This is a genomic window from Prochlorococcus sp. MIT 1306, assembly GCF_047304515.1.
Taxonomy (GTDB): Bacteria; Cyanobacteriota; Cyanobacteriia; order PCC-6307; family Cyanobiaceae; genus Prochlorococcus; species Prochlorococcus marinus_D.
On sequence record NZ_CP138959.1, the window covers coordinates 1,381,728 to 1,403,782 of the forward strand.

Here is a 22,055-nt window from a genome sequence, read left to right on the forward strand (position 1 = left end):
AATGATGTGCCCAGCTTGTCAGCAGATCAAGCGCTCAGCCAGAGCCATCAAGGCATCGTTTGAACCTTGATAGCAAAACAAAGGTTTCTATAGCTCAGATAAAGTCAATAACATCAGCCACAAAGAATTCACCCCTATCCACATCCAGCAATGTGGTGTGAATCCCATCTGATGTAAGCAACAGATCATCTCCAACTTGCGTCAAGGAAAGCTCAACTCCATCGCCAACAGAGATGCGATCGTTTTCAGCGAATGAAAAGCCGATAATCACATCATCACCACGACTCAGGGTGTAGGTATCTGCACCACGATCACCTTTAAGCTTGTCATCTCCAGACCCACCATCAAGCCAATCATCACCATTGCCTCCTGTGACTTGATCATCTCCACTGCGCCCTAACAAAACATCATCACCACTAGCTCCAAAGATCACTTCATCTGCAGAGGTTCCAGTTAAGGAATCATCAGCATCAGAACCAATAATTCTTGAATCACTCAAGCTCTCAGGACGAACACCTAAGAATGATTGGGTGTAGAGCTCAATATCATTTCCATCACCACCTTGGTAGGTCACAAACAGATCAAGAGTGCCTCCGTTATCGCTTTTAAATCTGCCTACTGAATCTCCTTCATCAAGACCTTCATATTGACCAGAGAGATCTCCATCGACTTTTGTGATCACAAATGAATCACCAGCAGAAAGCTTAAAGCCATCAATCAGTGAAACATCGAGGTTTCCTGCGAGTTCTAGATCACCATTAATCTCAATCCAATCGTGTTCAGTTCAAGTGCGGTCGCCATCTCCGTGGTATGTACCGCCTAGCTCTATTTCTTTTGAGCCATCTTTCTTGTAGTAGTGACCATCAATGAGCATTCCGCCTGCAGAACTGCCTGGCTTGACAGTTCCATGGTCTGTCCAACTGCCTTTAATTTGTCCAGTTCCTTGATAGGTACCGTTATTAATAAAACCCTTTGCTCCTAGTGAATTGTCCGAATTGTCAATCGTTCCCATGTTCAACAGGTATCCACCGCTGTTGCCGCTGCTAGCGGATTCATTCGTCAGTATTCCAGAACCTCGATTAATTAGTGTACTGCCAAGATTGTAATTCAGAACACCAATGTTATTAATTATAGAGGCATTCACAAGCACTGCATTTTCATTGTTGTTAATTATCGCGCCCGCAACGTTAAGCAGAATGCCTTTATGCAAAGGGCCTGGCTGTGCCGAGGAACTTGTTGAATTAATCAGCTGACCGTTGCTATCAATTATGTTGTTATTTGTTAGCGTATATATATTAATTAATTCCCCATAATTGTTATAAGTGACACTATTAGAAGTAGCCTCCTCTGTAGAGAGCGTGCTCCACTCTTCATTCGGACTTGGAAGCAACTGACCCATAATCGGAAAGAAATAATTAATGCGATCATCAAATCTTCTTTTACTATTTGCACTCTTCTTAAAGATTTCTTTATGTCAACGCTTACATTTGCAAATCTTATTTCGACCACGCGCTAATCATCATTCAATTGATTGATCCGTCAGTTCTTAATGCGCCCCTAGACCAAACATACTGCCGAACTCTTACGCCCTATTCAGCATCTAACAAAGCATCGATGGTGACGGCAGAACGAACCAAGGCCTGGTAGCGCTGCAGCACACGGCGATTGCGATCCAACCAGCGCGCTGGATCATGAGCTTGAGCTGAACTTGCAGCAACATCAAGGCGTGGGGCTTCGCCATCAAGCAATTCCAGCTCGCCCTGCTGTTGAATCAAGGCAACCACCAACTCATGCAAACGCCGACGGCGATCAAGCACAAAAGCATCCTGTTCCTGTTCAGTTTTTCGCACCTTGCCCGCCATCTCGTCCGCCATCTTGCCCGCCTCCATGCTGTTCACCATTCAAGGCAACGACAAGTCAGCCATACAACCTTTCAGCCGAGAATGACAACATGCCCGCCTCAATCAGCTCCGCAGCGATCCACGTCATCGGCACCGATGCCGCAGGCTTAGATCACCTTGCTTCGCCATTGCAAGAGCTGGTGCTCTCAGCCCAAGGGCTGGCCGCACCCCGTCGCCTGTTGCCGCAACTGCCGAGCTGGTGGCAGCAGCAGCAAACGGATCAGCCTTTGCCAGAACTGATGGCCAGCGATCAACCAGATGAACTAATCGCCTGGTTGCGCCAGCGGCAGGGCACCGCCGTCGTGCTCGCTAGCGGCGACCCGCTCTGGTTCGGCATCGGCAGGCGACTACTCGAGGCATGTCCTGCTGATCAACTGCATTTCCACCCAGCACCTTCTTCACTGCAACTAGCCTTTGCCCGGCTTGGACGCCCTTGGCAGGATGCCGCCTGGATCAGCCTGCATGGCCGTGACCCGGCCCCCTTGGCTCAAAAGCTGCAACAACGCCCCGCAGCTCTAGCTGTACTCACCGATCCCAGCCGCGGTGGAGCCGAAGAGGTGCGTACGATTTTGCGCGCTTCTGGCCTTGAAGCTGCCTATGCAGTGTGGCTTTGCGAACAGCTCGGACACGCCAATGAACGGGTGCAACGGCTGACACCACAGGATGCCTTGCCATCGGATCTTCATCCCCTACACATGGTTGTGCTGCTTGCCGAACAAGCTGCTCCACCAGGAGATCCAGGCGAACTTCCATTGTTCGGTCTTGACGATGGCTTGTTCCTGCAGCACGACGATCGCCCTGGCCTGATGAGCAAACGGGAGCTTCGTGTTCAGCTCCTCGCAGAGTTAGAGCTGCCAAAACAGGGCGTGCTCTGGGATTTAGGCGCTGGAGTTGGCAGCGTTGGCTTAGAGGCCCTACGCCTACGCCCACAACTGCAATTGCTTGCTGTTGAAAAGCGTGGTGGCGGCGCAGCGCTGATCAAGGCCAATGCTGCCAGGCTTGCCGTTCAGCCTGCTGCAGTGCTCGAAGTTGAGGCCCTCAGCCTGCTGAATGGAACAGATTTGCCAGCAAAACTCAGCAACCCCGATCGGGTGCTGCTAGGGGGTGGCGGCCGCCAGCGAGCTGCTCTGCTCAAGGCCGTATTGCAAAAACTTCAACCACATGGAGTCGTCGTGATTCCACTGGCCACAGTCGAGGCCATGGCAGAACTCAGGCCTCTACTTGAAGCCTTAGGTTTCACAGTGAAAGTGAGTCAACACCAAGCCTGGAGGGGCCTGCCGCTGGCAGACGGCACACGCATGGCGCCGATGAACCCGGTGATGATCCTCAAAGGCACGCGGCCTTAAGGCTGCCAATCAACAGGCTTCGGCAAAGGTTGAATCTGCACAACATCACCAACCTTGATGGATAGCCGTGCTGCCTCCCCGGCCGCCAACTCCACCACTCCATCCGCCGGCAGCTTCGGGCCATAACTCGGGCAGGGCAAATGCGGGCAAACAGGCACAGCCGCCTCAATCGCAATCACGCGGCCCTGATCAACAAACACCATGTCAAGCGCGGCCAAGGTGTTGTGCATCCAAAAACGCAATCGCCTTGCAGGCTGAAACGGAAACCACATGCCCTGGCCTGATGGCAAGGCATGGCGCTGCATCAATCCCAAGCGCTGTTCCTCTGCCTTATCCGCTACCTCCAATAACAAACAGGAGCCGCTTTCAAGGCACCACTGAGCCTCGAGGGGCAAATACTGAGGCGGTGGTTCTGCTCGCACCCCAATAGATGAAAGAGCGCTGAGACCTACCGCCAGCCCTGCCCAGAGCAGAGGAAACCGCAATCTCTTCCCCCACTGCAAGCAGAGGGCCCTGCGGCTCATACTCGATCAGGTTTAGCAACATGCGGCAAACCCCATCCCAACTTGTTGCGCAACACCTGGAAGAACTCGTGATCTGCCAAGCGCACAAATCTCACAGGATGATCACTACGACGAATCAGTACTCGGTCTTCCGGCCACACATAACAACCCGCACTGCCATCAACCACCATCATCAAGCGATCAGCCGTCGCTGGAAACACAGTCACTGGCTCCTGGTCGCTGAAAACCAGCGCTCTTGACGCCAGCGAATGAGGGGCAATCGGTGCAAGCTGCAGCACCGGGCACTCAGGTGTAATCACCGGGCCTCCTGCACTGAGTGCATAAGCCGTTGATCCCGTAGGAGTTGAAAGGATCACGCCATCAGCAGAGATATCCACTGGCGCATGGCGACCGATCGCGACTTCGAAATGACACATGCTCGTGAGCGGTTCACGATGCAAGGCCATTTCATTCAAAGAGAGTGCCTCCCAGCGGCGCTGATCACCGCGCAACACACTCACCACCAGGGTGCAACGCTCCTCAATCGTCCACTGCTTATTAAGCACCTGCTCAAGCACCCGATCGAGATCAGCCAAATAGGCCTCCGCCAGGAAGCCAAGGTGTCCGGTGTTGATGGTGAGAATTGGCACCTGCACAGGAGCTGTCTGCCGTGCCGCCGAAAGCACGGTGCCATCACCACCCAGAACAATCGCCAGTGCCATCGAGGCATCGAATCCCTCAGGTACGCACGCGTTGTAACCAAGCAGGCGCAAATGCTGATCTGGATTGGCAAAGCCAACCATTCCGCCAGAACTACTTGCTCTGACCACTTCGATACCAGCCTGTTCAAGCCGCGCCTGAAGGGTCAATGCGGTCTCTACCGCCAACTCTTTGCCGTCATTAACGATCAGTCCGACACAGGGCACCGATCGAATGAAGCAAACAACGACCTCACTTTATGGGGATTCAGCTGTTTTTGGATGCAGCAACGCGGCGATGCTTCATCCAGTGCACGATCGGCTATCGACTCAAAACTGCTCAAGGAAGCGCAGATCACTCGTATAAAGCCTGCGAATGTCGTCGATGCCATGACGGACCATGCAGAAGCGTTCCACACCAAGGCCTGCCGCAAACCCACTCCAGCGCTCTGGATCAAGCCCCAGGCCCTCTAAGACTGCTGGATCCACCATGCCGCAACCCATCACCTCCAGCCAACGCCCACGCCACTGCACATCCACCTCAGCCGATGGTTCGGTAAAGGGGAAATAACTAGCCCGAAATCTCACCGGCATATCGCCAAAGAATGCCTTCAGGAAGGCCATCACCGTGCCGCGCAGATGGCTGAAATCAAGGCCTTCATCAATGGCCAACACCTCAACCTGATGAAAGACAGGCGAATGGGTCGCATCCACTGCATCACGCCGATACACCCGGCCTGGCGCCACAATCCTTACCGGCGGCGGATTCTCTTCTAGATAACGAATCTGCACAGGCGAGGTGTGGGTTCGCAGGAGCAGATTGCCGCCCAGATAGAACGTGTCCTGCATGTCTCGAGCGGGATGGTCCTCGGGAATATTCAAGGCGGAAAAGTTGTAGTGATCGGTCTCTACCTCCGGGCCTTCAGCCACCCGATAGCCCAAACCACAAAACAGATCCACGATCTGCTCAGTTGTTGTAATCAAAGGGTGGCGATGGCCCACAGGAATGCCACTGGAAGGCGCAGTGACATCAATCGTTTCCCGCAGCAGCCGATCAGCCAAAGCTGCCGCTTTCACCACCTGCAACCGTTCCCCTAGCAGGTTTTGCACCTGTGTTTTAAGCACATTGGCGCGCTGACCAACAAGCGGTCGCTCTTCACTAGGGAGCTTGCCCATCGCCCCGAGAACACCAGACAAGCGACCTTTCTTGCCCAACAGGCTCACCCGCAATTGCTCCAAGGCATCCGCATCTGCGGCAGCAGCGATAGCAGACACCGCCTCAGCCTCAAGGGCATCAAGCTGGTCGGTGAGCTGCTGCAAGGAGATAGTGGCGCTCACTGAAAAAAGATCGCAGCCACTGACTTTAGGCAGTCATCATGCTTTAGGCAGTCATCATGATTAAGTTCCCCGCAGTGGATACAAGGAGATGACTCCGTTGCGAATTCTGATTAGCAATGATGACGGAGTTTTAGCTGAAGGCGTCCGCTGCCTCGCCGCTGCCGCCGCCAGCCGCGGCCATAAGGTCACAGTGGTCTGTCCCGACCATGAGCGCTCTGCTACCGGCCATGGCCTCACCATCCATACCCCCATCCGAGCCGAACGCGTCGATGAGCTCTACGGGCCAGGTGTGACGGCTTGGTCCTGCAGCGGCACGCCGGCAGATTGCGTCAAACTGGCCCTATCTGAACTCTTGGCAGAGAAGCCCGATCTGGTGCTCTCCGGGATCAACCATGGCCCCAACTTAGGAACTGATGTGTTCTGTTCAGGCACGGTGGCCGCAGCAATGGAAGGCACCCTTGAGGGATTGCCGGCGCTTGCGGTTAGCGTCGCCTGCTTCCAATGGAGGGATTTCCAGGCTGCTGCCGAGTTAGCGATGGATGTTGCAGAGAATGCATTGGCAGACAACTGGCCCAACAACCTGCTGCTTAATCTCAACATTCCCCCCTGCCATCCAGAGCAGATGGGATCACTGCGCTGGACTCGCCTTTCAATACGCCACTACGAGGAACAGTTCAGTCGACGTGTCGATCCGCACAGCCGCACCTACTTCTGGTTAGCAGGAGAAGTGGTGAAAGATCTTGAGACCGCCGGCGATGGTCCACGCGACTGGCCCAGCGACGTGGCCCAAATCGAAACAAATTCCCCCTCCTTGACACCCATCCAACCCGATCTGTTTTGGCGTGGTGATCTTTCTGCTCTTCCGAGTTTCAGTATGAATGGACAACTGATTAACTAATTAGAAAACAATGAAAATAATTACTGCGCCCAATCAAGACAAGCCATGGGAAAACTTCAGGCCAGAACTATACAGAGTCAACTAACTTCAGTGCGATCTATTTAACTCATTGAGGTCTGGCTGTCACTCAGTAATAGCGGACTCTCCAGGCGGGATCTGAAACCTGACACTGCAACGTCTCCAAACAACGACGTGCCACAAAAGAATTGTTCATTTCAAACGACCAGAAACCATCCAACTGCTTGCACTGAGCAGCGATTAAATCAGCTCGGCAAATCTGGAATCCTGCCTTTTGAGCAACTTCAACAACCCGATCCAAGTCTACATCTAAAGGAGTGTGCTGATCACCCCATTGTTCAATCGAGCAGCCCTCTAACTGCTCAAGCAGCTCAGGATCTTTTCGGGCCTTAGCAATAAAAGCCTCAACCGGAGATGAAGTCATCGCCAAAACAAAATCAGGTCATCCATCGAAACTAAATAGAGGAAGCAAGCTGGTCTGCAACCCACACCACATCTCCACCATCCCAAGCGATCCCGATATCACCGATCTGATAATCATCAGGAACAAGTCGATACTGGATAGTGGGGCCATTGGTTCCTAGAACAACTGGGGTCTCTTGGTAATTAACGTTGGTATCGCTAACGAAAAGCTCTAAAATTTCCACACTTTCTCCATCAGCAGAACGCCCTACAACGGCATATTCATTACCAAAGCGCGTGGTGAAAGCAATTTCCAGAAGCTTTTTATCGCCTTCCAGATCAAAGAACTGAATCAATGGGTCACCAAACCCATAGGCATAAGCAGGTTCACCCTTTAGATCATTATCCGATCGATACTTGATGCCTCCATTATAAAAATAGATCTCCGGAGCAGATGGATCATCAAGACTAGTCACGATCACTTCTTCGCCCGTAACGGGATCAAACCTTCTAAGCGGCTGAAGGCGCTCATCTACAGAATCCTCCAAAGTATTGGATAATTTTTTAAGATCAATTAATTGCTTTGGACTAGGCTGATAGCCTCCATAGACAGGATCAAGATTTTTCATCTCAAGTGGTGTTGGCGAAAACGATTCAAAAGAATTGAATACATTAGGAGCTCCACCATCGAAATAATCATTACCATCAGGAGCTATATCGTAATATTCAGAAAACCAAACTGTATCTGCGTTCCACGTATCCGAAACCCTATTTATTAAATCATAATCTTGACTGTAATAACGATTATACTTATAATCTTTTGTAAAAATTGATTGGATTCGATTGCGTCCTGGCAAAGATCCATGAATGGAACTATTCGGCAGTCCTGAGTCAGGGTCATTACCAAACCAAATATCATCAAATGTAAACAGGACATTATCCTGAACATTAAGACCTTTATATCGATTCCCAGCACCTTTTTCAGCCGCACTAAGGATTGAGGAATAATCAACTCCTCTTAAATCAGCATCATCGATAAACTCTTGAGAAACCCCCATGTAAGAAGCAATGGTTTGCAAAAAATCAACATGGGAAACTAGTGCATCAGAAGACTTAGCATTTCTCCCAAAAAGCTTGGGATTGGAATAAGTCAACAAAACATTATTCGTCTCTTCATACGCATTAAACATTTTCTGCGTCATCCCACCATGGGCCATCGACATATCTCCATGGTCAGTCGTATTTACAATCAATGTATCTTCTAACAAGTCATCGTCTTCCTGAAGCAAGCTCAAAACCTCTCCAAGCTGCTCATCAGCTTTACGGGTAAGGTTAGCCAGGAAATTCAGATAATTTAACTGCAACTCTTCACTATCTAGATTTTGCTGTCCTTTATTTGCGGCAGCTTCAAATGTAGTCTGAATCGGCGGTTTATTGTTCTGACTCTTAACTTCATTGACTGTTGGTGGCAAAGCTGTAATCCCCGCATCTAGCCATGTTTCACTGGCGTAACCACCATGATCTGGATTGTCAATCCAACTTTCAGAGTTATAAGCAAGAACATCATGAGGATTGACTAACGAAACAACCATGACAAATGGTTTTTCATCTCCATCATTAATCCTTTGATTAAGCCAATTCTTAGCTCGCTCAATGTATTTAGAATCCCAATCAGCAGATCCACCACCATAATTCCTGTCACTGGAATCACCACCCGCATCTTTTCCTTCCCAATCAGGAACAGCAGGCGTACCGTCCCCAAAACCATATTCATCTAAATTTGTGTAAGCAATCGAGGAAGGCCTAACAACCTCTCCATCAGTGCCGATAATCTCATTAAGGGCTAAGGATTTTTGGAGATCTTGCTTTCCAAAATAAACTGTGTCATAACCAGCCTGGCTAAAGAGGCTCCCAAGGTTAGGAAGCTGCGGATCTAACTGAATCTGATTCTGAATGATTTCGTTATCAAGATGATTTTCGTCTAAAACATTTTTAACTTGATGTTGAGAAGGGAATTTTCCAGTAAAAAAAGTAGACCTCGAGGACGTGCACATCGAAGTACTGGCATAAGCATTTGAGAATGACAATCCATTATCTTTCAGCCAATTCGTCGTAGGCAAGAAGTCAGCTTTCCACTGCTCTGGGAACCACTGAGTTTGAACTTGATCACGAATAAAAACGACAAGATTCTTAGGAGATTTGGACTTAGCAGACACTAAAAATCTTCAATATATTTTTCATATTAAGTAGAATTTTTCTCCTTGATCTTAAGAAAAAAGAAATTTGTTCTTCATCCTGTGCGATAAATCCTCTGCAACAACCAAAGCGAAAAGATCAGACCAACCAAATGCGCAAATAACACCTGGGTGTTGCTCAGAACCGAAAGCATCTCCAAGGAGGTGATCGGGTAATTATCTAATGCGGATCGCCCTGCACCAATCGAGATTCCCGGCGCTTGCATCGACGCCTGTACAAACAAACTTCCAGCCAACGACTGATACCCAACGGAGGAGAACACCAACCCGAGCAGATCAACAATCACCCCCCGTTTGAGCAGACGACTGGTCTCACCACGGCTGGGGCGAACAGCACTGTTGAGGGCCCTGCCGAGGCGAACGATCAGCCAACCCTGCCAAAGGCTGTACAGCAAAAACAAGAACGCCAAGCTTGTCAGCGACAAGCCAGGACCAAGCCCGAGTGCTCGCTCCGAGTTGCGGGCCAAGCTGCTGCCGATGTTGTTGAACAACAGCACGCCAACAACAACAACCCCAAGCACTGTCTGTATCCAAAAACGAATCCATCCCATGCGACGCAACCCGAGCGAAACCATTTGAAGATCGAGAGGGTCAGCCATCCAAGTTCTTGCGGCGGTCGTTCAAACTTGCCATCTACGCGCGCCATGTGCACGGCCACCTTGATTCCTCTCTACCCCCCTCAGCAGGCAAGCACCCCGACAGCGCTTGCCCTCGGTAGTTTCGATGGCCTTCATGCTGGCCATCGCCGCGTTATTGAGGCTGTTGTAAACAATGCGCCTGGCGTGCCAACGGTGGTGAGTTTCTGGCCCCATCCCCGCGAAGTGCTCTATGGCGAACCGCGATTACGACTGGACCTGCCTACCGAAAAAGCCTGCCTCCTCGCTCCGCTTGGTGTCGAACAACTTGTGCTGGTGCCCTTCGATCGTGCTCTGGCATCCCTCAGTGCCGAAACCTTTGTGAAGCAAATGCTGATCCACACCCTCAAAGCGCAGCGCATTGCCGTTGGGGCCAACTTCCGCTTCGGACGGAATCGTGAGGGCGACACAACCACCTTGCAGCAGCTCGCCACAGCCGCCGGAGTGGAAGTGATGGTGTTGCCGATCCTGGAAGACACAGAGGGGCGGATGAGCAGCAGCCGCATCCGCTCCGCTCTCAGCGAAGGCGATCTACAGGCAGCAACGACCCTGATGGGCCGGCCCTATCGCTTCCGCGGCCGTGTCGTCAGCGGCCGCGGCCTTGGGCGAAAACTGGGCTGGCCTACAGCCAACTTGCAAGTTGATGGTCGCAAATTCCTGCCAGGTCTTGGGGTCTATGCCGCCTGGGCATCAGTCAAAGATGAATGCGAACCCCTTGCTGCCGTGATGAATTTGGGTCCCCAACCCACAGTGGATCCAACATCGCCCTCCGCCGTAGAGGTCCATTTGCTGGATCAGCAAATGGACCTGGAAGGATGCGAAGTATTGGTTGAACCGATCCAGAGACTTCGAGGCCAGCAACGCTTCGCAAACCTTGAAGAACTCAGCACCCAGATTGGCCGCGATGCCGACCTAGCACGCAGCAAATTGAAGGTCCGATAAGCCAGCGTTAAAAGGCAAGATCAAGCAGGGGTGGGATAAGCATTCGTCAAACCCCAAACAATGAACACCCCAATCCCACCTAAAAGAACAACCCCCCAGATCAGAACGTTCATGGTGCTATCTGAACCACTGTTGTCCATGATCGGAATGGGGATGCAATTGTGCCAAGACTGCCATGAAATCGATGCCTGTCGCCCCGATCGCAGATCTACGTGTTGCTCAGCTGATCGATGCCAACCTCGATCGAGCTCGGGAAGGACTGCGAGTCGTCGAAGACTGGTGCCGCTTCGGCCTAGATCGTGAAGACCTTGTGGTGACTCTCAAAGACTGGCGTCAGCGACTGGGTCGCCATCATCACGACAGCTACAAACAGGCACGCTCCACTGCTACAGATCAAGGGATCGGCCTCACTCATCCTGCTCAGCAAGAGCGACACGAACCATGGCATGTTGTGGCAGCCAACTGCGCACGCGTTCAAGAAGCTCTACGCGTGCTGGAAGAGTTCGCCCGTCAGCCAGATCCCCAGCTGGCTGCCAGCGCTGCTGCAATCCGCTATGGCCTCTACGACCTAGAGGTGACCGTGCTGCAGGCCAACGCAGGCAAAAAGAGACGCCAACAACTGCAGGCCTGCCATCTTTGCCTGATTACGACATCACAATCCGATCTAGCCAACAACGATCTATTCAGAACAGTGAGTGCAGCACTAGTCGCTGGCATCGACATGGTGCAATACCGCAATAAAGAAGCTAGCGACTTGCAACGACTGACTCAGGCAAAAGAGCTGGCCAACCTATGCAAAAAGCATGGGGCGCTATTCATCGTTAATGACAGAATCGACTTAGCCCTTGCAGTGGACGCCGATGGTGTTCATCTCGGCCAGGACGACCTCCCCACAGACGTAGCAAGGGGACTCATCGGCAGCGAGCGGCTACTGGGTCGAAGCACACAGTTCCTTGCCCAGCTTCAAAAAGCTGAAGCAGAAGGTTGCGACTATCTAGGAGTAGGGCCTGTCAACAGCACAGCCACCAAACCGGAACGACAACCAATTGGGCTTGCCTATATCAAGGAGGCATCCAAAGCCACCCAGCTACCTTGGTTTGCCATTGGTGGCATCAACATCTCAAACCTAGAAGCAGTACTTCAAGCCGGAGCAAAACGAATCGCTGTAGTCGGAGCGATCATGAATTCCCAAGATCCAGCCGCTAGCAGCCTTCAACTACTGGAGGCTCTGAGATGAAACTGATGGTGAATGGTGAAATCAGGGACATCGAGCCAGAACCGGTGCCAACCTCGCTGGCGGCCGTGATCGAACAGCTGGGCTACCACCCTCGCCTTGTCGTCGTGGAGTTCAACGGCACGATCCTGACACCAAATCACTGGCAGGAGCAGCTGGTGCAGGAGATGGACCAACTGGAAATCGTCACTATCGTCGGCGGAGGTTCCTAGAGTTCAGACCAACCGCCGCAACGTTTTGGCCCGCTTGCCAAACCTTCCCTCCAGACGCACGTTCAGCCGCTGGCTGACTGCTCTATTGCTGCCGCTCCTGGTAGCAGGCTTGATTCTGGTTCAACCCGAGCCAAGCCATGCCGCTCGTGGTGGACGCATCGGAGGAGGAAGCTTCCGTGCACCCTCAATGCCACGCAGCAGCGGTGGTATGCGCGGCGGCTATGGAGGAGGTTATGGAGGATACGGCGGGGGCTACCGCGGAGGTGGCATCGGTTTTCCCTTCCTCATTCCCATATTTGGTTTCGGTGGCGGCGGCCTTTTTGGCTTCCTAATTCTGATGTCCATTGTGGGCGTTCTGGTCAATGCCGTACGGGGTGGTGGCAGGGGAAATGCCGCCCTCAATAGTTCAGGCGAACTCGCTCAACGGCCCACTGCGGCTGGACCCGTCACCATGCTGCAATTGCAAGTAGGGCTTCTGGCCAGCGCCAAGGCTCTGCAGGAAGACCTGCGTGAGCTTGCAGCCTCAGCGCAAACAGGCAGTTCAAGCGGGCTGCAACGGGTTCTGCAGGAAACCACCCTTGCCCTTCTGCGTCAGCCAGAGCTCTGGGTTTACGCCAATGTAGAAAGCGGCAGCGTGCCATTTGCTTCCGCAGAATCCACATTTAACCGTCTTTCGATGACCGAACGCAGCAAATTGCGAGCGGAGGTGACATCCAACGTTGCCGGAGAACGACGAACTGATGAGCTTTCAGAAAAGAGCGCCGGCGAGGCCGATGCAGCAAATGAATACATCGTCGTCACGATTTTGGTTGCATCCAGCAGCCGCATAAAACTGAGTGAATCAATCAGCAGCGAGCAGCTACGAGAAAGCCTTCGCATCCTTGGATCCACCTCTTCAACTGATTTGATGGCCCTGGAGGTGATCTGGCAACCCGAAGGTCGAGGTGATGTTCTGAGCGCAGAAGAGGTTGTGACGTCCTACCCCAACCTGCAGCACCTCTGATTGCATACCCCGACCAAGAAGGTCCAAAGACAGGTCTTCACAAAATCTTCCACAAAGAATGATCGTCATGAACCAAACACAAGGCCTAAGTATTGATACCTTGATTCGAACACATTCCCGCACCCACCTTGTCTGCCGCGTCCCGACCTGACCCCCGTGCAATGGAATGGCAAACCAATGGTGAATTGGCTCGTGGTGATCTATTTGAACTAGTTCGCCGTTTGCGTGATGTTGAATTGCCAAGTCACAGCAATGAACTCTGGCGACTTGGTGCCAAATACGAAGAAACAGAGTGAATCCCTGCACTCCCCTTGCGCGATTCAATTAGGTACCCCATCGTTCGCTCAATCAAGAGAAATGCATGGGTTCACGTTCGTTGCATTGGGTGAATACAACCGTTTTGGCGGAAGCCCTAATGCGCTACGAACAGAATCGCTTGCCACGATCAATGAAGCTCTGGGTTGAACAGCTACTTGAACTCAGCCCCCAGGATTCTCACCAGTTGCTGTCTCACGATCCTGATTATTGATTGACAGCTCTTCGGTTGAGGCAACTGGCTTGAGAATGCGCAGTGCCGCCATAGCAGCTCCATAGCCATTATCAATATTCACCACCACCAGACCAGGTGCACAACTGGCGAGCATGCCCTCAAGGGCTGTACGGCCTCCTGCACTGACCCCATAACCCACTGACACGGGAACACCAATCACAGGCTGTGGCACAAGCCCTGTCAACACAGTCGGCAGTGAACCCTCCATGCCTGCGCAGGCAATCAGTACCTTGGCTCGTTGCAGCCGTACCAACTGATCGAGAAGCCTTTGCAAACCAGCAACACCCACATCCAGCAAGAGTTCACTCTGGATGCCATGCCAACGCAACGCCAAAGCAGCTTCCGCCGCTATAGGCAAATCACTGGTACCACCACTAAGCACCACGACCTCACCAAGTGCCGGCAGCAAGATCGCCGGATCTCCGAGTGTGAGGCAACGAGCCTGAGCATGAAACTGCACATTGCTAAGCAGATCTGCCACGGCCGCCGCCTTGGCTTGATCAACCCGCGTAACCAAAGCCAGTTCACCCGCAGCCTCAAGACGACTCAGACATGCTGCGATCTGTTCACTGGTCTTGTGTTCACCAAAGATCGCCTCCACCATGCCAAGCCGCTGCCGCCGCTGTAAATCCAGCCGTACCTGCGGCTCAGTCACTGAGGCACCAATTCGCCTTCAAATTGCAGCAAGAAAGGATGACTACTGGCCTGACCTGTGGCCTCACGGGCCAGCTGTTCAAAGCGTGCCTGCACCACATCCACCTCAGCCTGTGGAATCGATTTCCACTGTTCTCTGCTGGCCCAACGAATCAGCAAGATGCCCTCCTCCTGTTCAGCGTCCCAAAAAATATCCCGCCCCAGATAGCCACTCTGCTTCGCGAGCCAGGGTTCCCAACTGCCCTGCTCAGCTTTGAGCCAAGCCTCCCGTGCATGCGCCGGCACCTTGATGCGCAGATGCTCGACGACAGCAACGTCATCGCCGCCATCAGGATCATGACGAGCGGCAATCGCGACATCAGGATGACCGGACAACATCACTAAAAAGCTAAGAACAAAGGAAATCAACCTAGACAAGCTTCTGCAATTCATGTCAGGCCTATCTGCTGCAACAGTGCAACTGCCTGACTACTCATCCCCTCCTCTCGACCTTCCGGTCCAAGCCCTTCATTGGTGGTGGCCTTCACACCCACGGCATCCAATTCCACCCCCAACCGTTGTGCCAGGTTGCTGCGCATCGCATTGATGTGAGGCTTGAGCTTGGGACGCTCAGCCACCACCACAGCATCCACATTCAAAATCTGCCAGCCGCGATCTCGTACCAGAGCGACAACCTGCTCAAGCAGCATCAAGCTATCGGCCCCTTTCCAGCGGGGATCATCCGGCGGAAAATATTTACCGATATCGCCTAAAGCAAGAGCCCCAAGCAAGGCATCCATCAGCGCATGAACAAGAACATCAGCATCGCTGTGACCATCGAGCCCCAACCCATCGGGATGATCAAGTGTCACGCCACCAAGAATCAAGGGGCGACCGGGCACTAAGCGATGAATGTCATAGCCGTTGCCGATACGAAACTGCATGGAGGCAGAACCATGGGACTCCATTGTCAGTGTTGACGATTGTTGCTGATCAGACCAGCGAGCATAGAGATCCGGACGACGCAGCTGCGTACGCAGCTGCCGCTGTTGCTGTCGCCACAGAGCAATCGCACCATGATCACCACTGCGCAACACATCTGGAACAACCATGCCGCGAAAATTCGCTGGCCTTGTGTAGTGAGGATGCTCGAGGAGGACATCACTATGACTCTCATCCTGCAGCGACTCTGCCGTTCCAACAGTTCCCGGCAACAACCTCACCACCCCATTGATCACCGTCATTGCTGGTAGCTCACCACCGGTGAGCACAAAATCCCCTACAGACACCTCCTCATCTGCCAAACCTCTGATCCGCTCATCAAAACCTTCGTAATGCCCGCAGATCAGCACAAGCTGATCGTGGTCCACTACCCAACGATGCAAATCCTTCTGGCATAGCGGTTTTCCCTGAGGGGTCAGAAGCAGCACCCGCCGTCGCGACTGAACAGGAATCGCCTCAAAAGCAGCAAAGACTGGTTCTGGCTTAAGCACCATGCCAGCACCACCGCCATAAGGCTGATCATCAACCTTGTGGTAGCGATCCGTGGTGTAATCGCGGGGATTATGGGTGTGCAAGGCAGCGATACCAGAGGCAAACGCACGACCAATCACCCCGAGTTCACCAAGAGGAGTAAACGCCTGCGGCACCAAAGTCACTACATCGAGGCGAAAAGGCGCCATCTCCTTCAGGCTGCTAAATGGGAGAACCAACGGATCTGCGCACAGACACTAGGCAAGCTCATCCGCTGATCAGAGCACCCCTGAAGAAATAACCTCAGCCGAAAAGACTTTAAAAAAAGGTTTGGAAGATCAATCATTCATCAATCCTCTCAGTCGCCCATTTGAAACGGGCAATAATCACTTGCCCTCAAAACCAAGCTCCGCCAATCGCGCTGGCTTAGAGCGCCAATCAGGCACCACCTTCACAAATAATTCTAGGTAAACAGGACCATCGATCAAGGTCTGCATCTGCAAGCGCGCTCCCTGACCAATCGTCTTCAACATCGAGCCTCCCTTGCCGATCAGGATCCCCTTCTGGCTCTTGCGTTCCACCAGCACGGTGGCCAACACAGCCGTCCTCCCCTGTTTGCCAGGACGTCCATTGGCAACAGGCATCTCTTCAACCCGATCAATGCTCACCGCCACGCTATGGGGCACCTCCTCACGGGTATGCATCAGCACCTGCTCGCGAATCAGTTCAGCCAGCAGCACCCGCTCCGGCTGATCACACACCATCTCAGCTGGATAGAGCTGGGGGCCTAGTGGCAGCTGCCCCACTAAAGCTTCTACAAGCCCATTGCATCCCTCACCACTAATCGCACTGCAACGTATGAGCGGCCAAGCAGAGTCTGCCAACAGCTGCCGATAAGCCTCCTCCGCCGGATCGTGTTGCTGCTCAGCAACACGATCCCACTTGTTAAGAGCAACTAACACCGGCAGATCCTGCTGGCGTAGCAGTTCCACGATAAAAGCATCACCACGGCCGGGTGGTTCACAGCCCTCAAGCAGAAGCAACACCAGGTCAACCTCACCAATGGCTGCACGGGCGCTTTGCACCAGCCGTTCACCAAGCAGATGGTGAGGTTTATGAATCCCAGGGGTGTCCACTAGCACCATCTGAGCCTCGGGGGTGGTGACGATAGCCCGCAGCCGATTACGCGTGGTCTGCGCCACAGGAGAAGTAATCGCCACCTTCTCTCCCACCAACTGATTCACCAAGGTGGATTTGCCCACATTGGGCCTGCCAATTAAAGCGACAAAACCGGAACGATATCCCTCAGGGAGAGACTCCATGGCCTCAGGCGACATGACCTGGCTCAATGTGGCCCCATAGCCTGACTGAAAGCATGCATAACATCCATGAGCACCCCAGCGCCAAGCTTTGAACAAGCGATTGAAATCACCGCTCAGTGGCTGAGGTTATGGGAAGAGGGCGAACTCAGTGATGAAGTCCTCGCCGACCGGGTCTCGGAATTGGTGGCCAGCCGTGATGGCGCCCGTGGATTCTTTGTTGTGAGCCTGGCAGGGGATTCCCCACTGATGGATCGCCTCCCCGAAGCCCTGGTGATGCAATTAAGGGCTGCTGGAGACGGTGTCGTTGACCTGACCGTCCGCAACCTAGCGATGAGCACGGCGATGGCCATGCACCATCAACGCGCAGGCGATATGACACAGCAGGCTGGATCGAAGAGAGTGACATCCCGCTGCACTGAACTACTGCGTCTGCTCGAACCGAAGTCCGTCAAAACAAGACTGGAACAACTGCTTGAAGCTGTTGAGCACACCCGTGGGGAAGATGTCGCCTTCCTCAATCGCTGGGGTTATGACGACGAGCAGAAGCAAGCCATTACAGCCTCAATCGAGGCCATCGCAGAAACATGAATGGCTTTAGCAATGGCTGATTGACTGGCCTATTGATTTGTCTATTGATCTAGTGATCAGGTTGGGCTCAGCTTGATAACAAACAGTGGAAATAAAACAGTGGAAGTGAAAAGTGGAAGTGAAAAGTGGAAATAACAGAAACAGCTCAAGTTCCCATCGCCAACCGCTTGCGCCAATTCAAGAAAGGAATCGAAAAAATAATTATGAGCACTAAATAGGTCAGGATCGATAGTTTGAGTTCAAGCATCTGCGGAGCATTGATCTGGGCAAACAAGAGTGCCAAGCCTGGATTTCGCATGGAGGTCACCAGTGAAACAGTGGTTCGCTCTTTGAGGTCCGGCCCCGATAGCAGATAACCGATCAGCAACGATGCAATCACCATGACGGCCATCAATGCCAACGCCAGCAGGTTCTTGCTGGCAAAAGGAATGAGTAAGGGAAAGGCCTTAACAAGAATCACCACCAGGAGCAGCAGCAGCAGCAAATTGGCAAGCTTGTTGAAGAACGGCTCAGTACTTTCGGCCCAAGCTGGTAACCAGCGGCGTAGCAACAGACCTAACAACAACGGCAGGATCTGAACCTGGCCCACATTCATCGCCACCTGCATAGGTCTGATGTCCCAACCTTGCCCTTTAAAGACAGTCGTGAACAACTCAGCCATCAGAGGAATTGAAATAATCGCCGCAATCGCCGCAGCCATCTGCAAGTAGCCAGCCATCTGAGCATTGCCGCCTGTTTTTCCCGCTTTGCGCAGTGTGAGCGGAGCACTTGGGCAAACCGCCATCAGAGCAATCGACAATCTCGCAGGCTGAGATAACTCAAAGCTGAGCGGAAGCCAGAGAATGATCATCGCTACCAACGGCACCAGCAGGCAGGTGCCCAGCAAGACGCGCAGCAACAAGGCTGAGCGGTTTCGGATCAAATCAAAGTGGTTGTCGCGCAGGTTGAGCCCTAGCGCGAACATGATCAGGAATAGTGCTCCAGGAATCAGTACGTTCATCAATACAGTTGTGTCTTAAAGGGACAAAAGAGAAGCCATAAGAACGAACAAATTCAGCCGGTCTGAGAGCCTTGAATGAGCAACACCAAGGCAACTGCTTCGATCATGATCAGGGCAGTCGCCGTAGCCATCGTGATCAAAAATTGCTCGGTATAGAAATAGTCATCCCGTTTGATCTGGCGCAAATTAAGGCGATGCTGACGTGTTGAAGCCGCCATCGCCGATGGCCAATTCACCAATCAAAAGGAGAAGCTCATCTGCAGACCGAGCAGCAAAGGATCATCCACATCGCCCTTGCCCATCGGATTGAAGATGTATTGAACCCCCGGCTGAATCGAGACATTGCTGCCGAGCATGAACTGATAACCCAATTCCAGGACTGATTCCCAAATCGGTCCGTCAGGGATGTCTCGGCTCCAGTTGGCATTGGCCAGTCCGATCACAACGGCATCGTGAGGGCGATTGCGGAACAAACCCTTGCCGACCCAGCCCCCGGCATAAGTGTTGGGAACATCCTGGACGCTCTGAGCCAAACCATAAGTTGCATTGGCCCACAACCGGCCATCGAGCACCAGCCCCCCGAAGTCCCAAGGCACTGAGAGGAGGCCATAGACACCTTCGTTGCTCTCAGAGGTCTTGCCATTGCCATTCACCAGTGGGAACTGCCAGTTGCCAATCCATCCACCCAGCTGCAACCCCGGTTGGGGAAGACCTGACACGTAGTAAACCTCCAGCTCATCCTCTGGAACGAGCAGCACGGAACCATCCTCGAGACGTCTGGCCGCCTGAGGCTTCCCGGAACCGAATGGCACATTTAACTGCACGAACTGGGCCAGACCATCGCTATCGCGTATCTGAAAATCAGCGCCATGAAAGGCCGGTTCCGCCCCATCGGGGTTGATTTGGTAGGTCCCTGAACGGACATGAGGTCCGTCCACCTCACCGAGATAAAACACGAACCCATATTGGTTCGCCGGATAGGCCATCACCGGCAGGGAATTGGGAATCCCCCAGTTCTGCCCGCAAAAACCGTTGTTGGTGTAAAAGCAATAAAGTGGCGATGAGGCGAAGTCATCGAAGGTGGCGAATTTGCCGAACTTCATCTTCAGCAGGCCATCCTCAGCTTGATTGCGCTCCAGCCAGAGTCCCGCCAACCGGAACGTCTGCCCATAACCGTAGATCTGCTGAACGGCGAGCTCATTGGGAATCTTCTGCGAGAGGCTGGTGCCTGATCGCTGGGACGCCGTGATATTCAACGTCCAGTGGTCGATCTCCTGCCATTCGCTCGCCTCTTTGCCGAAGCCGCTTGAGAAGGCCGAATTAACGGCAACGTTGTGGGTATAGGTTCCTGTCTGCTGATTGCCTCCACTCGGGTTGGCGTCAATCTCGTTGGTGTAGTTGAACGACAGGCGGATCCACTCTGGAAGCCAGAGCCAGTCATGCAACCAGGGCTGCGCAATCACTTCGAGCCGTTCGACATCAGGGGATAGCTCGCCGCGGTCTTCGCGCGGTTCAGCACGAACAGCATTCAATGACGATGCCACCAGGCTCAGGCAGGCCATAGCCCTTAGGAGTCCAACGCAAAAAGAACGCATCACGAACAGGGAGAAATAGGCTTGAGGCGAATACACCCTTGGGAAGAGCCTTGCTGATCAGAGCATCAGGCCATCTCCTCGAGCTCCATGCCTTTGGTCTCCCTGACGAAAAACAGCACGAGGAAGAACGAGATCGCAGCAGCCGTGGCGTACAAGCCGTAGGCGAGTGCAGGCCCCCAGTGTTCCAGCAAGCCAGGGAAGGTATCGGAAATTAAGAAATTGGCAATCCAATTGACCATGGCGCACAGCCCGATTGCCACCGCACGGATGCGGTTGTTGAACATTTCTCCGAGCATCACCCACATCACCGGTCCCCAGGAGAAACCGAAGGCGAACACGAACAGATTGGCGGCAATCAAAGCCACAATGGCTCCTGCCCCGGCAAGGTGGGGCGCACCGTTGACGAGAGGGGCACCGGCAAAGGCCCAGCTCATCACACCGAGGTTCACCGCCATCACAAGCGAACCAGCCAAAAGCAGGGGTTTGCGGCCGAGACGATCAATAAATGCAATCGCAATGAAGGTGGTGACGACATTTGTAATCGAGGTGATCACCGTGACAATCAGACTGTCCTTGGCGCTGAAACCAACGGCCTGCCACAGGACACTGGAGTAATAGAAGATCACATTGATGCCCACAAACTGCTGGAAGATCGCCAGCATCACGCCAGTCCAGATGATCGGCAGCAGGATGGTGTGGCGATCGAACAGTTCACTTAACTTGCCTTGATGGGTGTTAACCAGGCTGCTCTGGATCCTGGCGATCACCTGATCTGCAGGTTCATGCAGCGTTTTTTCAATCACCGCCTTGGCACGCTGCGTCAAACCTTTCTGCACGAGATAGCGAGGACTCTCTGGAATGCCGATCACAAGTACTGCGTAAAGAGCTGCAGGGATGATTTCAGACATGAACATCCAGCGCCAGGCCGCTAGAGGACCGATCAATGAAACGGGATTCTGATCAGCAGTCAAAAGAACGATGACGTAATCGAACAGCAACGCCAGGAAAATACCGCTAACAATCGCCAGCTGCTGTAGTGAGCCAAGCTGTCCGCGCATTGATGCAGGAGAGATCTCGGCGATATAAGCGGGCGCCAACACACTGGCGAAACCGACGGCCAGACCACCAACGACCCGCCAGAGGATCAGGGTGGTGATCGTTGGAGCAAGAGCAGAACCGAGGGAACCAACAAGAAACATCAGTGCAGCAACCAGCATGCTGTTGCGACGACCGATTCGATCAGACAGCCAGCCAGCGGTGAACGCTCCCAATGCGGAACCCAGCAAAGCTGAGGCCACAGCAAAGCCGAGGGTTTCCTTGGAGACGGTGAAGGCGGTACCGATCGCACCGACAGCTCCATTGATCACTGCCGTGTCGTAGCCAAAGAGAAACCCTCCTAAGGCTGCTGAAATTGCGATCTGAAGAATGAAACGTAAACGTCGTCTCTTATTTCTCTGATCAGAAAGCTGATTAGAGGGGTCCAAAAGCTGCTTATTTGCTAACTGCAAT

The 22,055-nt window shown here is 52.9% G+C and carries 25 protein-coding genes; 8 read left to right on the top strand and 17 right to left on the bottom strand.

Annotated features, from left to right (window positions below; all coding sequences use genetic code 11):
* Positions 1–94 precede the first annotated feature (94 nt).
* From SIB74_RS07015 to SIB74_RS07025, 3 genes are all read right to left on the bottom strand, one after another.
* Complete coding sequence (locus tag SIB74_RS07015; RefSeq protein WP_063395486.1) at positions 95–682, bottom strand: calcium-binding protein; 588 nt, start codon at positions 680–682, stop codon at positions 95–97.
* Between the two features lie 102 nt (positions 683–784).
* Positions 785–1,399 (bottom strand): hypothetical protein, encoded by a 615-nt coding sequence (locus SIB74_RS07020; protein WP_063395487.1) that lies wholly within the window; start codon positions 1,397–1,399, stop codon positions 785–787.
* Positions 1,400–1,589: 190 nt separating this feature from the next.
* A complete protein-coding gene (locus SIB74_RS07025; RefSeq protein WP_063395631.1) occupies positions 1,590–1,862 on the bottom strand; it encodes a hypothetical protein in 273 nt (90 codons plus the stop codon).
* An 89-nt stretch (positions 1,863–1,951) separates the two neighbouring features.
* Here SIB74_RS07025 and SIB74_RS07030 point away from each other — a divergent pair, with 89 nt between their 5' ends.
* Positions 1,952–3,247, top strand: coding sequence for a bifunctional cobalt-precorrin-7 (C(5))-methyltransferase/cobalt-precorrin-6B (C(15))-methyltransferase (locus SIB74_RS07030; protein ID WP_063395488.1), 1,296 nt, complete (start codon positions 1,952–1,954; stop codon positions 3,245–3,247).
* Here the strand turns inward: SIB74_RS07030 and SIB74_RS07035 are convergent.
* The 3 genes from SIB74_RS07035 to pheS all read right to left on the bottom strand — a co-directional run bounded on the left by SIB74_RS07035 (position 3,244) and on the right by pheS (position 5,786).
* Positions 3,244–3,771 carry a DUF192 domain-containing protein gene (locus SIB74_RS07035; RefSeq protein WP_231906017.1) on the bottom strand — a complete coding sequence of 176 codons (528 nt, stop codon included), beginning with the start codon at positions 3,769–3,771 and terminating at the stop codon, positions 3,244–3,246. The two genes, SIB74_RS07030 and SIB74_RS07035, sit on opposite strands and share 4 nt — an antisense overlap.
* Positions 3,768–4,676 (bottom strand): NAD(+) kinase, encoded by a 909-nt coding sequence (locus tag SIB74_RS07040; protein ID WP_063395489.1) that lies wholly within the window; start codon positions 4,674–4,676, stop codon positions 3,768–3,770. The genes SIB74_RS07035 and SIB74_RS07040 overlap by 4 nt, the downstream gene beginning before the upstream one ends.
* Positions 4,677–4,778: 102 nt before the next feature.
* Positions 4,779–5,786: a phenylalanine--tRNA ligase subunit alpha gene (gene pheS, locus SIB74_RS07045; protein WP_011826559.1), complete on the bottom strand. Its 1,008-nt coding sequence runs from the start codon at positions 5,784–5,786 to the stop codon at positions 4,779–4,781.
* Positions 5,787–5,874: 88 nt separating this feature from the next.
* Between pheS and surE the strand changes: the two genes are divergently transcribed.
* Positions 5,875–6,684, top strand: a complete 810-nt coding sequence (gene surE, locus SIB74_RS07050; protein WP_063395490.1) for a 5'/3'-nucleotidase SurE — start codon at positions 5,875–5,877, stop codon at positions 6,682–6,684.
* A gap of 127 nt (positions 6,685–6,811) precedes the next feature.
* Here surE and SIB74_RS07055 read toward each other — a convergent pair whose 3' ends face one another.
* The 3 genes from SIB74_RS07055 to SIB74_RS07065 all read right to left on the bottom strand — a co-directional run bounded on the left by SIB74_RS07055 (position 6,812) and on the right by SIB74_RS07065 (position 9,958).
* A complete protein-coding gene (locus tag SIB74_RS07055; protein ID WP_063395491.1) occupies positions 6,812–7,126 on the bottom strand; it encodes a Nif11-like leader peptide family natural product precursor in 315 nt (104 codons plus the stop codon).
* A 31-nt stretch (positions 7,127–7,157) separates the two neighbouring features.
* On the bottom strand, positions 7,158–9,320 hold the full coding sequence (locus tag SIB74_RS07060) for a sulfatase-like hydrolase/transferase (RefSeq protein ID WP_074159116.1): 2,163 nt from the start codon (positions 9,318–9,320) through the stop codon (positions 7,158–7,160).
* Between the two features lie 74 nt (positions 9,321–9,394).
* Positions 9,395–9,958 carry a DUF3611 family protein gene (locus SIB74_RS07065; RefSeq protein ID WP_063395493.1) on the bottom strand — a complete coding sequence of 188 codons (564 nt, stop codon included), beginning with the start codon at positions 9,956–9,958 and terminating at the stop codon, positions 9,395–9,397.
* Positions 9,959–10,003: 45 nt separating this feature from the next.
* Here SIB74_RS07065 and SIB74_RS07070 point away from each other — a divergent pair, with 45 nt between their 5' ends.
* The 5 genes from SIB74_RS07070 to SIB74_RS07090 all read left to right on the top strand — a co-directional run bounded on the left by SIB74_RS07070 (position 10,004) and on the right by SIB74_RS07090 (position 13,681).
* Complete coding sequence (locus SIB74_RS07070) at positions 10,004–10,936, top strand: bifunctional riboflavin kinase/FAD synthetase (protein WP_074159117.1); 933 nt, start codon at positions 10,004–10,006, stop codon at positions 10,934–10,936.
* A gap of 175 nt (positions 10,937–11,111) precedes the next feature.
* Positions 11,112–12,173, top strand: a complete 1,062-nt coding sequence (locus SIB74_RS07075) for a thiamine phosphate synthase (protein ID WP_063395494.1) — start codon at positions 11,112–11,114, stop codon at positions 12,171–12,173.
* Positions 12,170–12,382 carry a sulfur carrier protein ThiS gene (thiS, locus tag SIB74_RS07080; protein WP_063395495.1) on the top strand — a complete coding sequence of 71 codons (213 nt, stop codon included), beginning with the start codon at positions 12,170–12,172 and terminating at the stop codon, positions 12,380–12,382. Before SIB74_RS07075 ends, thiS begins: the two co-directional genes overlap by 4 nt.
* 25 nt (positions 12,383–12,407) lie before the next feature.
* Entirely contained in the window at positions 12,408–13,385 is a 978-nt protein-coding gene (locus tag SIB74_RS07085) for a DUF1517 domain-containing protein (protein WP_063395496.1), read from the top strand.
* A gap of 128 nt (positions 13,386–13,513) precedes the next feature.
* Entirely contained in the window at positions 13,514–13,681 is a 168-nt protein-coding gene (locus SIB74_RS07090) for a hypothetical protein (RefSeq protein ID WP_011129739.1), read from the top strand.
* A 183-nt stretch (positions 13,682–13,864) separates the two neighbouring features.
* On the opposite strand, the gene larB is transcribed toward SIB74_RS07090, so the two are convergent.
* The 4 genes from larB to era all read right to left on the bottom strand — a co-directional run bounded on the left by larB (position 13,865) and on the right by era (position 17,459).
* Positions 13,865–14,590: a nickel pincer cofactor biosynthesis protein LarB gene (gene larB, locus SIB74_RS07095; RefSeq protein ID WP_063395497.1), complete on the bottom strand. Its 726-nt coding sequence runs from the start codon at positions 14,588–14,590 to the stop codon at positions 13,865–13,867.
* Positions 14,587–15,021 carry a TIGR03792 family protein gene (locus SIB74_RS07100; protein ID WP_011129736.1) on the bottom strand — a complete coding sequence of 145 codons (435 nt, stop codon included), beginning with the start codon at positions 15,019–15,021 and terminating at the stop codon, positions 14,587–14,589. The genes larB and SIB74_RS07100 overlap by 4 nt, the downstream gene beginning before the upstream one ends.
* Positions 15,018–16,250: a tRNA (guanosine(37)-N1)-methyltransferase TrmD gene (gene trmD / locus SIB74_RS07105; protein WP_074159126.1), complete on the bottom strand. Its 1,233-nt coding sequence runs from the start codon at positions 16,248–16,250 to the stop codon at positions 15,018–15,020. Before trmD ends, SIB74_RS07100 begins: the two co-directional genes overlap by 4 nt.
* Positions 16,251–16,427: 177 nt before the next feature.
* Entirely contained in the window at positions 16,428–17,459 is a 1,032-nt protein-coding gene (gene era / locus SIB74_RS07110; RefSeq protein ID WP_011826570.1) for a GTPase Era, read from the bottom strand.
* On the opposite strand from era, the gene SIB74_RS07115 reads away from it, so the two are divergent.
* Positions 17,430–17,951: a hypothetical protein gene (locus tag SIB74_RS07115; RefSeq protein ID WP_011826571.1), complete on the top strand. Its 522-nt coding sequence runs from the start codon at positions 17,430–17,432 to the stop codon at positions 17,949–17,951. The two genes, era and SIB74_RS07115, sit on opposite strands and share 30 nt — an antisense overlap.
* 145 nt (positions 17,952–18,096) lie before the next feature.
* Here the strand turns inward: SIB74_RS07115 and SIB74_RS07120 are convergent, their stop codons facing one another.
* From SIB74_RS07120 to SIB74_RS07135, 4 genes are all read right to left on the bottom strand, one after another.
* Entirely contained in the window at positions 18,097–18,951 is an 855-nt protein-coding gene (locus SIB74_RS07120; RefSeq protein ID WP_063395498.1) for a bile acid:sodium symporter, read from the bottom strand.
* 53 nt (positions 18,952–19,004) lie between these two features.
* The gene (locus SIB74_RS07125; protein WP_156486085.1) at positions 19,005–19,169 is read right to left on the bottom strand and encodes a hypothetical protein; all 165 of its coding nucleotides are present in this window, start codon (positions 19,167–19,169) and stop codon (positions 19,005–19,007) included.
* 21 nt (positions 19,170–19,190) lie between these two features.
* Positions 19,191–20,546 carry a carbohydrate porin gene (locus SIB74_RS07130; protein ID WP_413681805.1) on the bottom strand — a complete coding sequence of 452 codons (1,356 nt, stop codon included), beginning with the start codon at positions 20,544–20,546 and terminating at the stop codon, positions 19,191–19,193.
* A 65-nt stretch (positions 20,547–20,611) separates the two neighbouring features.
* Positions 20,612–22,054, bottom strand: coding sequence for a sugar porter family MFS transporter (locus tag SIB74_RS07135; RefSeq protein ID WP_231906021.1), 1,443 nt, complete (start codon positions 22,052–22,054; stop codon positions 20,612–20,614).
* Between the last annotated feature and the right edge of the window lies 1 nt (position 22,055).